The 14,394-nt window shown below is 38.6% G+C and carries 10 protein-coding genes and 2 pseudogenes; 7 read left to right on the top strand and 5 right to left on the bottom strand.

Annotation, left to right across the window (positions count from 1 at the left end; translation table 11 throughout):
- Positions 1–2 precede the first annotated feature (2 nt).
- Complete coding sequence (locus MMF97_RS08920; protein ID WP_243361649.1) at positions 3–605, top strand: methyltransferase domain-containing protein; 603 nt, start codon at positions 3–5, stop codon at positions 603–605.
- Positions 606–713: 108 nt separating this feature from the next.
- Here the strand turns inward: MMF97_RS08920 and MMF97_RS14675 are convergent.
- The 5 genes and pseudogenes from MMF97_RS14675 to MMF97_RS08900 form a co-directional block, all read right to left on the bottom strand.
- Positions 714–856, bottom strand: a pseudogene (locus MMF97_RS14675) (RHS repeat-associated core domain-containing protein); the annotation flags it as partial.
- Positions 857–1,171: 315 nt separating this feature from the next.
- Entirely contained in the window at positions 1,172–3,148 is a 1,977-nt protein-coding gene (locus tag MMF97_RS08915) for an RHS repeat domain-containing protein (RefSeq protein ID WP_243361647.1), read from the bottom strand.
- 822 nt (positions 3,149–3,970) lie between these two features.
- Positions 3,971–4,345: pseudogene (locus MMF97_RS14670) on the bottom strand (DUF6443 domain-containing protein); the annotation flags it as partial.
- A gap of 288 nt (positions 4,346–4,633) precedes the next feature.
- Entirely contained in the window at positions 4,634–5,197 is a 564-nt protein-coding gene (locus tag MMF97_RS08905; RefSeq protein ID WP_243361644.1) for an outer membrane beta-barrel protein, read from the bottom strand.
- Between the two features lie 193 nt (positions 5,198–5,390).
- Positions 5,391–6,551 (bottom strand): AraC family transcriptional regulator, encoded by a 1,161-nt coding sequence (locus MMF97_RS08900; RefSeq protein WP_243361642.1) that lies wholly within the window; start codon positions 6,549–6,551, stop codon positions 5,391–5,393.
- Between the two features lie 189 nt (positions 6,552–6,740).
- Between MMF97_RS08900 and MMF97_RS08895 the strand changes: the two genes are divergently transcribed.
- The 6 genes from MMF97_RS08895 to MMF97_RS08870 all read left to right on the top strand — a co-directional run bounded on the left by MMF97_RS08895 (position 6,741) and on the right by MMF97_RS08870 (position 14,351).
- Entirely contained in the window at positions 6,741–9,167 is a 2,427-nt protein-coding gene (locus tag MMF97_RS08895; RefSeq protein ID WP_243361641.1) for a heavy metal translocating P-type ATPase, read from the top strand.
- A 215-nt stretch (positions 9,168–9,382) separates the two neighbouring features.
- A complete protein-coding gene (locus MMF97_RS08890; protein WP_243361639.1) occupies positions 9,383–10,303 on the top strand; it encodes a ketopantoate reductase family protein in 921 nt (306 codons plus the stop codon).
- A 10-nt stretch (positions 10,304–10,313) separates the two neighbouring features.
- Positions 10,314–11,249 (top strand): NADP-dependent oxidoreductase, encoded by a 936-nt coding sequence (locus MMF97_RS08885; RefSeq protein ID WP_243361637.1) that lies wholly within the window; start codon positions 10,314–10,316, stop codon positions 11,247–11,249.
- A gap of 223 nt (positions 11,250–11,472) precedes the next feature.
- Positions 11,473–11,661: a hypothetical protein gene (locus tag MMF97_RS08880; protein ID WP_243361635.1), complete on the top strand. Its 189-nt coding sequence runs from the start codon at positions 11,473–11,475 to the stop codon at positions 11,659–11,661.
- A gap of 141 nt (positions 11,662–11,802) precedes the next feature.
- Complete coding sequence (locus MMF97_RS08875) at positions 11,803–12,582, top strand: hypothetical protein (RefSeq protein ID WP_243361633.1); 780 nt, start codon at positions 11,803–11,805, stop codon at positions 12,580–12,582.
- 11 nt (positions 12,583–12,593) lie between these two features.
- On the top strand, positions 12,594–14,351 hold the full coding sequence (locus tag MMF97_RS08870) for a hypothetical protein (protein ID WP_243361631.1): 1,758 nt from the start codon (positions 12,594–12,596) through the stop codon (positions 14,349–14,351).
- Positions 14,352–14,394 lie beyond the last annotated feature (43 nt).

The following is a 14,394-nucleotide window of genomic DNA, read 5'->3' as shown; positions in this document are numbered from 1 at the left end:
AAATGCTCAATCAGGATTACTGGCAAGATAGATGGCAGAACAAACAAACGCGATGGGATATTGGCTATGCCTCTCCTGCCATAACTACTTATATTGAACAGTATCAAAATAAAAACGCAGCAATCTTAATTCCGGGTTGCGGAAATGCCTACGAAGCCGAATTTCTGGTAAAAAATGGTTTTACCAATATTACTTTAATTGACATTGCACCCAAAGCTGTAGAAATATTAAAAGAAAAATTCTCAGCCTACCCTACGGTTAAAATCATCTGTGAAGATTTTTTTAAGCATGAAGGAAATTATGACCTCATCATCGAGCAGACTTTTTTCTGTGCCATTAAATCCAATGACAGAAAAGCTTATGCACAAAAATCAGCTGAGTTACTAAACCCTGAAGGTAAGCTTATAGGTCTGCTTTTTAACCGAATGTTTGCGCATGAAGGCCCTCCGTATGGCGGACAAGAAGTAGAATATCGAAATATTTTTTCGCCATACTTTGAAATCCAAACCATGGAGTTGTGTTATAATAGTATAGAAGCCAGAAAAGGTACGGAGCTTTTTGTTATTTTGAAGAAAAAGCTATTCTTTCTTCAACCCAAGACCTAATAATTATTGCGTTCGCTTGGCTGGCTTCAAACCATTGCTTATCTTTTTAAGTTTTTCTAGAAGTAAAAGCCTGTCTTGTTTAAGAAAACCATTTGCTTCGCTTTGTTTCCACCTGCCGATTATAGGGTCATAGAACCTTGCGCCATAATCGTACTGCGCTAGTTCATCCTGCAGCTCCTTGCCATTGTAAAGGTATTGGTTCGTACCTCCTACTTTTACTTCTTACGTTTGCCAAAGGCATAGTAATAATCAACATAACAGTCAATAGAAAATATCCATTTACACTTTGAAATATTGGCCAATAAAAAACTGGTACAGCTGAATGAAAAGTATAATTGAAAATGGTGAAGAAAAAATCACAAAAAACAGGCTGCATTTCTTATTTTTTACCACAAATTCTTTTTTAAAAATCCATCCTATTATTATTATTAGGGTCATTACTGTAGAAATTAACATTGCATTTATAAAGTACCCATAATTTTCATCGTATTCACTAAAATGTGCCCACTTCATTAATATATATATATATATGACAACTAAGAATATTAGAAACCTAAAAAAAACTATCATAATTCACCAACTAAAACATTTTGAATTTTTTTCTTTACCTCTTTATATACCTTATCGGGGATATTTCCATGGTTAACACCAGCACCTGTTTTGTCCTGATTATTAACTTTAGTCATTTTTGAATCTTTTGGCTTATTACGGCCTCCGTTTGATCCAGGAGAATTAGAAGTACCACTATCGCTATTTTTTTTGTTTTCACTACCTGATTTTTGAGACCCCGACGATCTTCCTGAATCTTTTGTTTGAAAAAAATTCAGATTCTCTCTTACATTGTTAGGTATATCTGTATTTACTGTAGCGTTTTGTAATGGTCCATCTGAAGCATCCACTGTAATAAGCAAATTAACATCAATTCCTTCTTTTTTTAATGCTTCTGAAAGTTCTACAGCAAAATCTCCCCCATAACTATATCCATAAATAATTACTTTCTGTCCTTCTGTATAATTTTCTTTTATAAACCCAATTGCATTATTAACCGAACTACCAGCAGTCCAACCTGGCGTGATTACTCTAGTATGTAATTCGATACCATTATCATCTGCAAATTTTTGGGCATCCATTATTACTCTTCCTGTAGATCCAGCATCTTTAGAGCTAGCACTTATTGTCTTTCCTCCTCCTGTAGGACCACCTGTAAAAGCCACTATGATATCTTGACCATCGATATCGACATATGCCAAGGGATTATTTATAGCATATGCATACGGCGAAAATTGGTGGTATTTTTCTGCTTTGTTATCTACCCCATTCCACCTACCAACAACCGGATCATAAAACCTTGCGCCATAATCATACTGCTCCAGTTCATCCTGCAGCTCCTTGCCGTTGTAAAGGTACCGGTTCGTGCCGCCTGATTGGACTTCCTTGCGCTTGCCAAAGGCATAGTAGTCATCCCGCTGCAGCATCCGCACAGCATTGTTATAAATATCGAAACTTGCCCGTACATTTCCAAGGTGGTCCGTAAGGTTGTACTGGTAGGTGTAAGTGCCGCCGCTGTTCAGCGCCCTGCCCTCCTCGGTCTGGATAAAGTCTATCGCTCCGTTAGTGTACTGGATGCCATTTATATAGTCTGTAGTGGTGGTACTGGTACCCGTGGCCGTTTTCCTCAGTTTCCTGCCCGTGGCATCATAGGTATAGGTGATATTGACCGGTCCCGTTACCGTACTCGGCAGGTTCAGGTAATTATAGCTCAGGGTTACGCCGTTCCTGCCATCGGTGGTCGCGTTGCCGTTGCCATCATACTGGTAATTTGTACCGGTCAGCCCCGTTACCGAGGACAGCCTGTTGCTTAACCCTCCGTTCTCATAGTTATAGGTCTTTGCCCCGGCATTGTCCCTGTTAAGGCTCGTAATGTTGCCCATCACATCATAGCTGATCACCTCGCTCATGCCCGTGGCCGCTGCCGTTGTCAGCCTGTTCAGCCTGTCGTACTGGTAGGTAAAGCCATTGCTATTGCTATTGGTGTAGGTCTGGTCTGCAATGTTGCCGTTGTACTGCGGGTAACTGCCAGTTTCATATTTCAGCTCCATGCTGAACTCGTTGCTGCTGCTCGTTCTCAGCCAGCCCCGTTCGTTGTAGCTGTATTGTGTACTCTGTCTGCCATCGGCCAGTTTCTTCTCCTTTAACTGCCCCAACTCATTGTAGCTATGCTCAGAGAGTACCGTGGCGGGTGCCCCGTTGATGCTCTGGCTGGTGGTCTTCTTCCTGCCCATGTGGTCATAGGTATAGGCAGTAGCAACCGTGGTAGTATTTGCCCCGGCATGGTGCACTCTCTCCGTACTGCTGAGCGTCCCATCAAATTCCCAGGTACTGGTCACCTCATCGTAATTGCCGCTGCTTACCGTACCGCCTTTATAGTGCTGGCCAAAGGTCTTCTTTACCCTGCCGTAGTCATCGTAATAGGTAACCGTGAGCAGGTTGTCTGTAGTGCCCAGCACGTTGACCAAACTGCCCGTGGCCAGTCCTTTGGTCATCTCGCTCCTGGCCGGATAGGGATAGGTGGAAGCACCGGGGAAGTCATAGCCGTCATAGTAGCTTACCGTAAGTCTGGTACAGGGGTAATCTGCGGCACGTGGGTAGGCCGCATCGGTATAATCGCTATTTAAAGGGCGGCTCTCCCATAGGGGGTGCTGTCCTGTTTCGGCATCTACTTCCGCCTGCATCTGCTGCTGGGTCATACTGGTGTTTTTGGCAAAATAGCCGGTCATCACCGTTCGCCCAAGTGCATCGTATTTGGTAAAGTACCATTTGTTCACCTGCCGCTGGTTGGCATCCTGGCTGAGCACCAATTGGTCAAGTGTATTATACACCATATATTCCCAGCCCTTGCCGGGCAGCTTCTTCTCTACAAGCCTCCTCCTGCCATCGTAACGGTAGCCGTAGATGTAGCTGTCAAAAACTGGCTGTGCCTCGGTAAAGCCCGTGATATTCTGTCCGTTCTCGTTTACCGCCGGGGGCAGTACGTAGCGCAGGTTACCGTAGCTGTCGTACACGTAATAGGTGCTCAGGCTCCTGGTATGGGTCTCCCAGGTCCGTTTCAGTACTACGCGGCCTTCCTGGTCCTTGAATTCTTCCATGGTCCCTGCATTGCCATCGGCCTGCTGCCAGTTCTCGTCCTTGCTGATGGTCTTATAAAGTTTACCGGCCTGGTAAGTGGTGGCATTCGCACCATTATTGGTACCGTTCAGTGTCCAGAGCTTTACCTCTCCATTGGTATTGGTGCCATAACCTGTTTTTACGCTGTGGTCATCGGCAGTGCCCGCAGCGGGCTGCCAGCTTGTGCCAGAGGCTCCCTGCTTCAGTACCCGGTTCAGCGGGCTCGGTTCGAATACGGTCTGGATGTAGGGATTGGCCGTCTTTGTTGCACCAGCGTCCCAGCCGCCGCCGGGCTGGTAGAACAGGCCCTGGTTGGTTATCCCGGACGGCTTATAGCTGCCGTCGGCAGCGGTCTGCTCGGCATAGGGCAGGTATTTTTTCACCTCCCTGCCCAGGGCATCATACTCGAATACCTGTACCAGGTCCCTGCCCGTGGCACTCCCCTGCCACTGCACCGTCTGCAGCGGACGGCCCAGCCCGTCAAAATACTGGATACTGCGGTTGGCCTGGCTTACGGGCAGCCCGTTCAGTGAGCTGATGGTGGTCTTGCCCGGTACCTTCACCACCGTCTCCATTACATAGTTCTGTGAAGTAGTGGGGCTTTGTGAATGAGTATAAATTGCAGATAAGACAGCGCTGAATATTAATATGATCTTTTTATACATAGAGCATTAATTATTGGATCTACCTATACAAGTATAATCAATTAATTAATCGATGCAAAGAAGTATTTAGTTAAGGTGCGGACGAACTTAATTTAACCAACCAGGTTGATGAATAATATGCTTTTGAACAACTATTACTTGATATAATTTTTGAAATAAATGCAGCCCTGTATATGAGCTGCATTCATTAAAATCGCATTACTTACTCTTCTTTCCACCACCAAAGAAGAAACCAATCTTAGCGGCCAAGTAACCGCCATCTTTAATCATATTATACTCTCCCGACATGCGAAAATGACCTGTTTCAAAACCTACTCTCGGAAAAAATCCAAATTGGGTTTCGCCGGGTATAATCTCTGTATTGCCATTTTGCATCGTGCTTTCATTTAAAGATACAGAAGCCGATTTAAAAAATCCCAAACCAGCACCCGCAAAAGGTCTGAAACTGCTTTTACCGAAATAATAATCGCCAGTAGCAGTATAAGAACTCAATACAGAAACTTTTGCATCCGAATCATCATTACCCGTATTATTTACACGTGCCAAAGCTGCGCCTTCAAATCTTAAACCCACCGCCAACTCATCAAATAAACGATAGTGAGGTTCTATGGTAAAAGTGAGCCCGGCTTTAGTGCCTTCACCCCCTCCAGTTGGTGTGGCATAGCCTAAACTCAGATCAACTTTAAAAGCTTTGTACTCTTGTGCAAAAACTGTAAAACTGCTACCGATGAAAAGAAGTAAAAAGAATAATTGTTTTTTCATTACTTAAATTGTTTGTAATTGGTTAATAAATTTGTTTGTTCGACAACTCAAAAGTAGATAGCCTCTTATACAAAAAAGGCTCACTTTATAAAGTGAGCCAAATAGTTATCAAACTGTATAACAATACATTACATACAAATACAGAACAAAAATGTTTATTCCTTATAGTTTTCAACCAAATTTACAGAAAGCATCAGGCTATATGCCTTAACTCCAATTCACGGTAAGTGCTTGGGGTCATGCCCGTATATTTTTTGAATGCCCGCTGAAAAGACGCTTTTGAATTGAACCCGCACATATAAGCCAATTCTTCGAGTTTAATATGCATAAACTGTTTATCCAGTAATTTCTCCTTAAAAGCATCAGTACGGTATGCATTTACGAAATCAAAGAAATTCTTGCCGAATTTCTGGTTGATGACCTGCGATAAAGAATGTGAAGGAATTTGAATCCGGTTAGCTAATCCCGACAAATTTAAATCTGGATCTAAATAACATTTTTCTTCATCAAAAAAGGTTAGGATTTGCAAAGCATACTCCTCAATTTTAACTGCTGAGAGATTAGAATGCGAATATTTTTCCTTTTGCTGATGCAGATACTGATTTAAAGGTGCATATTTTTCCTGAAACAAACGGTAATCATTTTCAGAGAAGATCATTCCGTAATTGTAACTCTTATACACAATGTAGAGATACATTACATTACCCAATAAAGGTATCCACACCAAGTCTATATAATAAAATGAAACAAAAGTAGAAAGCAGGATTAAGAGCACAATTTCTGCTATGATGATGATATTAAACTCAAAAATGTAGCCTATTCTTAGGCTTTCTAAATTAGAAAAAACCTCTTTGTATGATGCAATATGCTTAAAAACTATATGAGCAGAAGCCGCCACATAAATCAATACTATAGTTATGGGTGCCAAAGAAGACACCAGCATAGGCCAGGCGCTATAATTACCGTTATAGAAACTTTGCTCAAAAGCAATCTGTGTTTTATGTCCGACCAGTAAATAACAGGTAAAAAGTACAAGTACACTAAAAGACGGTAGCAGATGAAGTAATTTCCTCTTATCCATTTTAAATGGCTTACCTATCATCTGCAAGCAGTAGAACAGGTAAACGGGACCAAAAAAGCTAAAAATAATTTGCGATATAAATAAAGATGGCACAAAATATACCGAAGGTCCTTGGTAGAAAATATAATTGGAAATGATAGGGAATACCGGCAGCAATATCAACAAAGCTAGCATACGGTTTGCCAAAGAATTGTGTTTCCTGAAAAAGAAAAGCGGAAACAACAGTACTTTATTAATGATGGTGAAAATATGCAGGAATAAAATCCAATCCATTTTGGTATGCAGCGCTGATTATATATAAGCTAAATTGCTGATTATTTAGTTATTACGGAAATATATTTCACATTTATACAACTTTTAAGACTTAATCTTATTGCAAAATCATACAAACCTTTTAAAAAATAATATAAAAGATATACGGGGCATTGTGCCGACCTTTGTTTACATCATTGAAAAAATATCATGACAGCAAAAGAACAAGTTATAGAAATACCTTTACAAGATGTTGAAAGTGAGCATTGCGCCCTTATTGTTGATAAAGGTTTAAAAGATATTGATGGTATTGCCACACATGCGGTAGAATTGAACAACAGAAAAGCACTAATTACAGCTAAACAAAACCCTAAAGAAGTGGTACAAAAGGCTGTAGAAAAAATACGTGATCTGGGTTACAATGTGCCTACGGTTAAAAAAAGTTTTCCGGTATTGAGTTTATCTTGTGCATCATGTGCTGGTAATACTCAGGATGCGCTTAACAGTGTAACCGGTGTAATCAATGCCGAAGTAAATTATGCCAATGCCGTAGCCAAAGTAGAATATATACCGGGCTTAACCAATCCACAGGCATTGAGAACAGCCGTACAAGCTTCGGGCTACGACCTCATTATTGATGAATCTGAGGATGCCAAAGACGAATTGGAAAAAATTAAAGAAAACCATTACAAAACCTTAAAAGGCAAAGTAATCGGTGCTATGATCTTTGCTGTTCCTTTGTTTGTTATCGGTATGTTTTTCATGGATATGCCTTATGCCAATTACATGATGTGGGCCTTGGCTACGCCTATGCTTTTTTATTATGGCAGGCAATTTTTTACAGGTGCCTGGAAACAAGCTAAACACCGTTCTGCCAATATGGATACCTTGGTAGCCATTAGCACCGGAACGGCTTATATTTTCAGCGTTTTCATCACCCTGTTTCCTGATTATTTACATCACAAAGGTATTCATGCCCATGTTTATTTTGAGGCGGCCGGTATCGTCATTGCTTTCATTCTTTTGGGTAAATTACTGGAAGAAAAAGCCAAAGGCAACACCAGTTCGGCCATTAAAAAATTAATGGGATTACAGCCTAAAACCGTAACAGTTGTTCATGATGGCGGCCATCAAATGGAAATGCCAATCAGTTCAGTTAAAGTAAACGATGTTTTATTGGTTAAACCCGGCGAACGTATAGCCGTAGATGGGGAGGTGATCAACGGTACATCTTATGTTGATGAAAGCATGATCAGTGGTGAGCCTATTGCCCTTGCCAAAAATCAGGGCAGCCCGGTTTTTGCAGGAACCATTAACCAAAAAGGAAGTTTTCAATTTAAAGCCCAAAAAGTAGGTTCAGATACTGTACTTGCCCATATCATTAAAATGGTTGAAGATGCGCAGGGTAGCAAAGCGCCTGTACAAAAACTGGTAGATAAAATTGCCGCCATTTTTGTACCTGTTGTAATGGGCATTGCTTTGTTAGCTTTTATCCTATGGAATACTTTGGGTGGCGACAATGCTTTTGTACAAGGACTTATTGCATTTGTAACGGTATTGGTCATTGCCTGTCCTTGTGCCTTAGGATTGGCAACCCCTACCGCAATTATGGTTGGTGTAGGTAAAGGTGCCGAGCAGGGTATTTTGATCAAAGATGCCGAAAGCCTTGAGCTGGCTAAAAAAGTAGATGCCGTTATTTTAGATAAAACAGGAACCATTACCGAAGGTAAACCTACCGTTACTGCCTTAAAATGGTTTACTACTGCAAATGAGGAACAAAAAAACATCTTGTACAGCATCGAAAAATCTTCTGAACATCCGCTTGCAGATGCCATTGTTCATCATCTTAAAGAAGAAAGCAGGTTTATGGATGGCTTAACTATCGAAAACATGAGCGGTGAGGGTATAAAAGGTCAATATGGTGCTAACACCTATTATATCGGCAATCAGAAACTCATTTCTGGACTTCATATACAAGCAGATGCATCGCAGCAACAATGGATTGATGAACATTTGAATAAAGCGCAAACCGTAGTGCTGTATGCCAATAATCAAAACTTATTGGCTGCCATTGCTATTGCCGATCAAATCAAAGACAGTTCTGCCGAAGCCATCAATCAATTGCACAAACAAGGCATTAAAGTTTATATGCTAACCGGCGATAATGAGCATACCGCAAAAGCTGTTGCAAATCAGTTAGGCATAGATGCTTACAAAGCCAATGTTCTGCCTGCAGAAAAAGCTCAATTTGCCAAAACCTTACAACAAGAGGGCAAAGTGGTGGCCATGGTGGGCGATGGTATAAACGACAGTAATGCACTGGCACAAGCCGATGTAAGCATTGCCATGGGCAAAGGCAGTGATATTGCTATGGATGTAGCCAAAATGACCATTATCTCTTCTGATCTTTCTAAAATTGCAGATGCCATACGCTTATCTAAATATACCACCAATGCCATTAAACAAAATCTGTTCTGGGCCTTTATCTACAATGTAATAGGCATTCCAATTGCTGCAGGTCTATTGTATCCAATAAATGGTTTTCTGCTCGACCCTATGTGGGCCGGTGCCGCTATGGCATTCAGTTCGGTAAGTGTGGTTGCCAACAGCTTGCGCTTAAAATGGAAAAAGATATAGGCTTAAAAGCATATCTTTACCCTAAAATTTGGCGTTAATATATAAACAAGGCTTAAAAACTGTTTAAAGAAAGTGCACGTCATTCTGAACTTGTTTCAGAATCTTTTATAGAGCAGACCCTGAAATGAATTCAGAGTGACGGAGTATGTTATGATGAATTAAATTTAAACAGCTTTTCAAATTGAGACGGTTTCTTTTTTACAAGCAAGCATAACATGACAAAGATTATCATAGCAGGAATTGGCGGTGTTGGCGGTTATTTTGGTGGCCTGTTGGCTAAAGAATTTCACAACAACCCAACAGTAGAAATTGATTTCTTAGCCAGGGGCGAAAACCTTAAGGCTATCCAAACCAATGGCCTAACCATTACAAGCGGTACCGAAGAATGGCTTGTAAAACCTAAAATAGCAACAAACGACCCTGCTACTTTAGGAAAAGCAGATGTAATTATACTTTGCACCAAAAATTACGACCTTGAAGAAACTGTTTTACAGCTAAAACCCTGCATTTCTGATCAAACCATTATCATTCCTCTGCTCAATGGCGTAAACAGCAGAGAAGTTATTAAAAAATGTTATCCCAACAATCTAGTAACCGAAGGTTGTGTGTATATCATTTCGAGATTAACTGCAGCTGGAAGAGTTGAAAATACAGGTAGTACCGAAAACCTATTTTTTGGTTTGGATCAAAGCGAAGATGAACGTCTGGTACAACTGGAAAGTTTGTTTAAGCAAGCTGGAATCCATGCAAAGTTATCAAACGACATTTTAAAAATCATTTGGGAGAAATTTATCTTTATCTCTGCTACGGCTACTTCTACCTCATTTTATGATCAAGGTATGGGTGCTATACTCGAAGATCCCGAAAAGAAAAACTATCTTTTACAATTGGTTAAAGAAGGTGTGCAACTGGCAAAAGCCAAACAAATTCCAGTTTCAACAAATATCGAGGAAATTACCTTGAACAAATTGCAGGCCATGCCTGCCCTAGCTACTTCATCTATGCATGCTGATTTTGCAAATCATAAACAGCATACCGAATTAGAGTCGCTTACGGGCTATATGGTGCATGAATCTGAAAAACTGGGGTTACAAGCTTCAACATTTAAAAAAATGTATCAGGGCTTAAAAAGTTAATTTCTATACGATGAAAGCTGTTATCCTGAAAACGTTTGGTCCCGCCGAAAACCTGGAATATACCGAGAAAGAAATTCCTGTTATGGGTTCCGAAGAGGTTTTGATCCAAATAAGATCCATCAGCATAAATCCTATTGATGTAAAAGTACGTGCCGGCCAAAGACCTGCCTTTAAAGACAAGTTACCTCTAATATTAGGTTGGGATATTGCTGGTGATGTAGTAAGTACAGGTAAAAATGTACAAAATCTTAAAGCAGGTGACCGTGTTTTCGGGATGATCTGTTTTCCAAATCCGGGCAATGCCTATGCAGAGTTTACGGTTGCACCTGCAAAAGATTTAGCCCTTATACCTGATAATGTGGATTATGCTATAGCCTCATGTGCCGGTATAGCTGCACTTACGGCCTTACAGGCACTCAGAAATTTTGTCCCTGTACAAGCTAAGCAAAGAGTTTTGGTACATGCCGCAGCAGGCGGTGTAGGACATTTTTCCATACAACTGGCTAAACATTTTGGTGCTTACGTAATCGGTACGGCATCAGCAAGCAACAAAGATTTTGTTTTAAGCTTGGGTGCAGATGAATGCATCGATTACAAAACCACAGTTTTTGAAGACCAGGTAAAAGACATAGATCTTGTGATTGACACTATTGGTGGCGATTATATAGAAAGGTCTTTAAAAACCATGAAGCCCGGAGCCACAATAGTAAGTATTCCCAGTATTTTAAATACGCAGGTTGCTGCCTTGGCACAAGCACAAGGTAAACATGGCTATCCTTTACTGGTTAAACAAAATACGGAAGACCTGAATTTTATTGCCGAACTTTTGGGTAAGGGCATCTTAAAACCTTTCATCAGTCATGTTTTTGCTTTTGATGAAATGATAGCTGCGCACCAACAAATAGAAAGTGGTAAAACACGAGGTAAAATTGTAGTGAGCTTTTAAAAATTATGCCCTTCACTAAGAGATCTAAGGCATTTTTACTTTAGTCACCTAAATAAATATTCCAAATTTGAATTTTAAAATAGTAAAATTAATAGCCGATTACTATATTTATATTCAGGAGTTAACGCTACATCTTCAGATCGGTTATTACCGCAATCTACTTTAAATTATCAGAGTTGTTAACGTTATTCCTTTTGAGGCAACTCATAAGTATTATAATTATTTGACAATCATAAAATTAGGGATAGCCATGTATTTAATAGACTTTTCTTCCAGAGTTTCAAATTTTGTAGATGCAGCTGATGTAAATGGCAATATCAAGCATAATAGTTTAAGTTTACAATATTTAAATCAGATAGATAATGCCTGTAGAAAAGCAGAGATTAACAAACGGTATTTCTATAGGTGGTAGGTTTAATAATCAGTTACCACCATTATCCAATAGTGGATATTGTTCTTTCAGGCTTTATGAAATTATTATATTCAATAAACAACTAGACTTAACTCAGGTGGCACAAGTGCAGACATACCTTAAAATTAGATATAACAGATAATGATACTATTAGATAAAGGAAGATTACTGGTAGATTTTGATAAAGATGCTGAAAACATTATTAAGATCATTAGAGATGTTGATGGGGTAATGTTAACCGAGCCTGAAAGACTTTATGTAAATCATATTGTTAGTGGATTAAAAGGAATTGGTGTATGGACTAAGATAAAAGCCTTGTATGGTTTTGTAGGTGGAACAGCAGCCACTCATAAATGGAATTGGAAAGATATGAGAGATGCTGATAATGCTTTTAGAATTGCTTGGATTGGTACGCTTATTCATAACAACTTAGGTATAAAAGGAGATGGATTAACTGGAGAAGGCAATACATTTTTAAACGCCAATGCTGTAGGATTGGGTTCAAAAATTACTTTAGGTGCCACCAGTAATGAGGGTGATCAACAATTTTTAATTGGTGCGGGTTCCGGGCCAACCAGTATATGTGCATTATTTCAAGGGTCTTGTCATTATGATGCTAATGGAGCCTCGAACAGAAATTACAGTATTGGTAAAAGTACAAAATCTACATTTTTTTCTTATAATGTCCTTAATAATCCATATGTTAATTTTGATCATATAACCAATTATGCAAATACCACTGCCGGTACTCCTACAGGGATAGGGAATACAACTTTCGGAATACTTAGGCGCAGAGGTGCTGAACAATGGAGTAACGCCAGAATAACTTCATGTATCATAGCAGAAGTTACAACTCAAATAGAACTTAATAATATATCTCATATTATGAATACGGCACAAGGAATTTTGGGACGTAAATAACATTTATAAATATGATCGTAACATCAAGTGGAAAAATACTAGCAGGGCCAAACCGAATAATTGTAAGCGATACAATCAATGAATTTTTAGGTATTGTAAATAATTTATGGAATAATCCAGCCAACTGGAGTTTAGGTATTGTACCTGCAGCAAATCATATTGCGATTATAAAAGCTGATTGTCTCTTAAATACAACAGGCTCTGTAAGACAGTTAATTATTAATAACAATTTTACATTTACAAAGAGAGGAGCACTAACAATTGAAAACATAAGAATATATGGTACATTCAATGACAATAATGGCAATCAAACAACCATAACAAAGGGAAATGACAGTTATTGGAACGGGTATATAAGAACTGCAAATAGTAATATACAATTTAATAATTCTGGCCCTGTAATACCAGCTATTGATTATTATAATCTATATATAGGTTCTAATTTAACCAGTCCCATATTATTATTAAATAGTATCAGTGTTTTTAATACTTTAAGTGTAGGTGGGAATAGTCAATTTGATCTATCTGTTTATAATATAGATACCAATGATTTATCCCTTAGTAATAATAGCTATCTGATAGCTAAAAATAACAATTATATACGTATTAATAATTTAGCAACATTTAATACCAATACATTATTAGCTACTAATTTTGCATCGGGAACAGTTTTTGAATTTGTTAAAGGCATTCTTACCAATGCATCATCAATAAATGATTTCGGTCAATCAAAAATTATTTTTTCTACGAATAGTAAAACAATAACGACAAATTCAACTGAAAATGTTAATCCGTTTGTTATGAGAAATGTAGAAATTAAAGAGAATATAGAGGTTACATTAACAGGAAAGAAATTTACCTTATTTGAAAAAATAATTGGTTTAAATGCATCATCAAAATTAGATACAAGAGGAAATATTGACTGGCAAGGTAAATTAAATTCAGATTTACTTGTTAATAGTTTATTTTATGCCAATCAAAGCGATAATATTTTTTCATATAATTTTTCAGGTAATCAGGAAATAAGAATACCCAATGATGGAGGTTACAGAGAACTTAGATTACAAAATGCCGGAGTAAAAAAACTAACTGGAAATACAACCTGTGAACACCTTTATTTTGCCGGTACTGCAACTCTAGATTTAAATGGTTTTACGCTGACTGGATATACAAAATATACCGATGCTCGTAACAGAGCTTCAACAGTACCCTTAGGTAGTTATACGAATGTTGAGTTTAAAGATGAAAATTTAAATACTGTTCAAACATTAACAAGCGGTTCTACTGTTGATGAATTAATTTGGCGTGGAGGAAATTTTACTGTAGGAACTAATACACCTGTATTTGCCTTAAATGGTGTAAACCCGGCTCAATGGAGATTTATCAGACAGTTTTCCCAACAAATAAACAATATTGCTTTTACGTTTTCTAATGTTAGACTTGAAATAGAGAGTGGTACTCCAGGTGGACTAACATTGAACAATTCTAATATAACTATAACCGGTACACTAGATTTTAAAAGAAATGGCCTGATGATATTAAATGGTACTTCGTCAATAATCTGTAACACATTGTCACTTAGTCTTACTGGTGCTCAAGATATTCCAGCTAATGTTGGATTTACTAACCTTACAATAAGTGGAAGTGGAATGAAAACTTTAACAGGAAATATAGTAGTAACAGGAACTTATTATAGAGATACTGTTAATACAACATTTAACAAAAACGGCTTTACCATTAAAAATAGTAGTGGCGTAGATTTAGAATAAAAATCAATAAATGTTTTCCATAATTTCGACAGACTCAATGTGA

This window comes from Pedobacter montanisoli (assembly GCF_022809115.1).
GTDB lineage: Bacteria > Bacteroidota > Bacteroidia > Sphingobacteriales > Sphingobacteriaceae > Pedobacter > Pedobacter montanisoli.
Note: the sequence above shows the minus strand (reverse complement) of the source record. Positions and strands in the feature narration are given on the sequence as shown.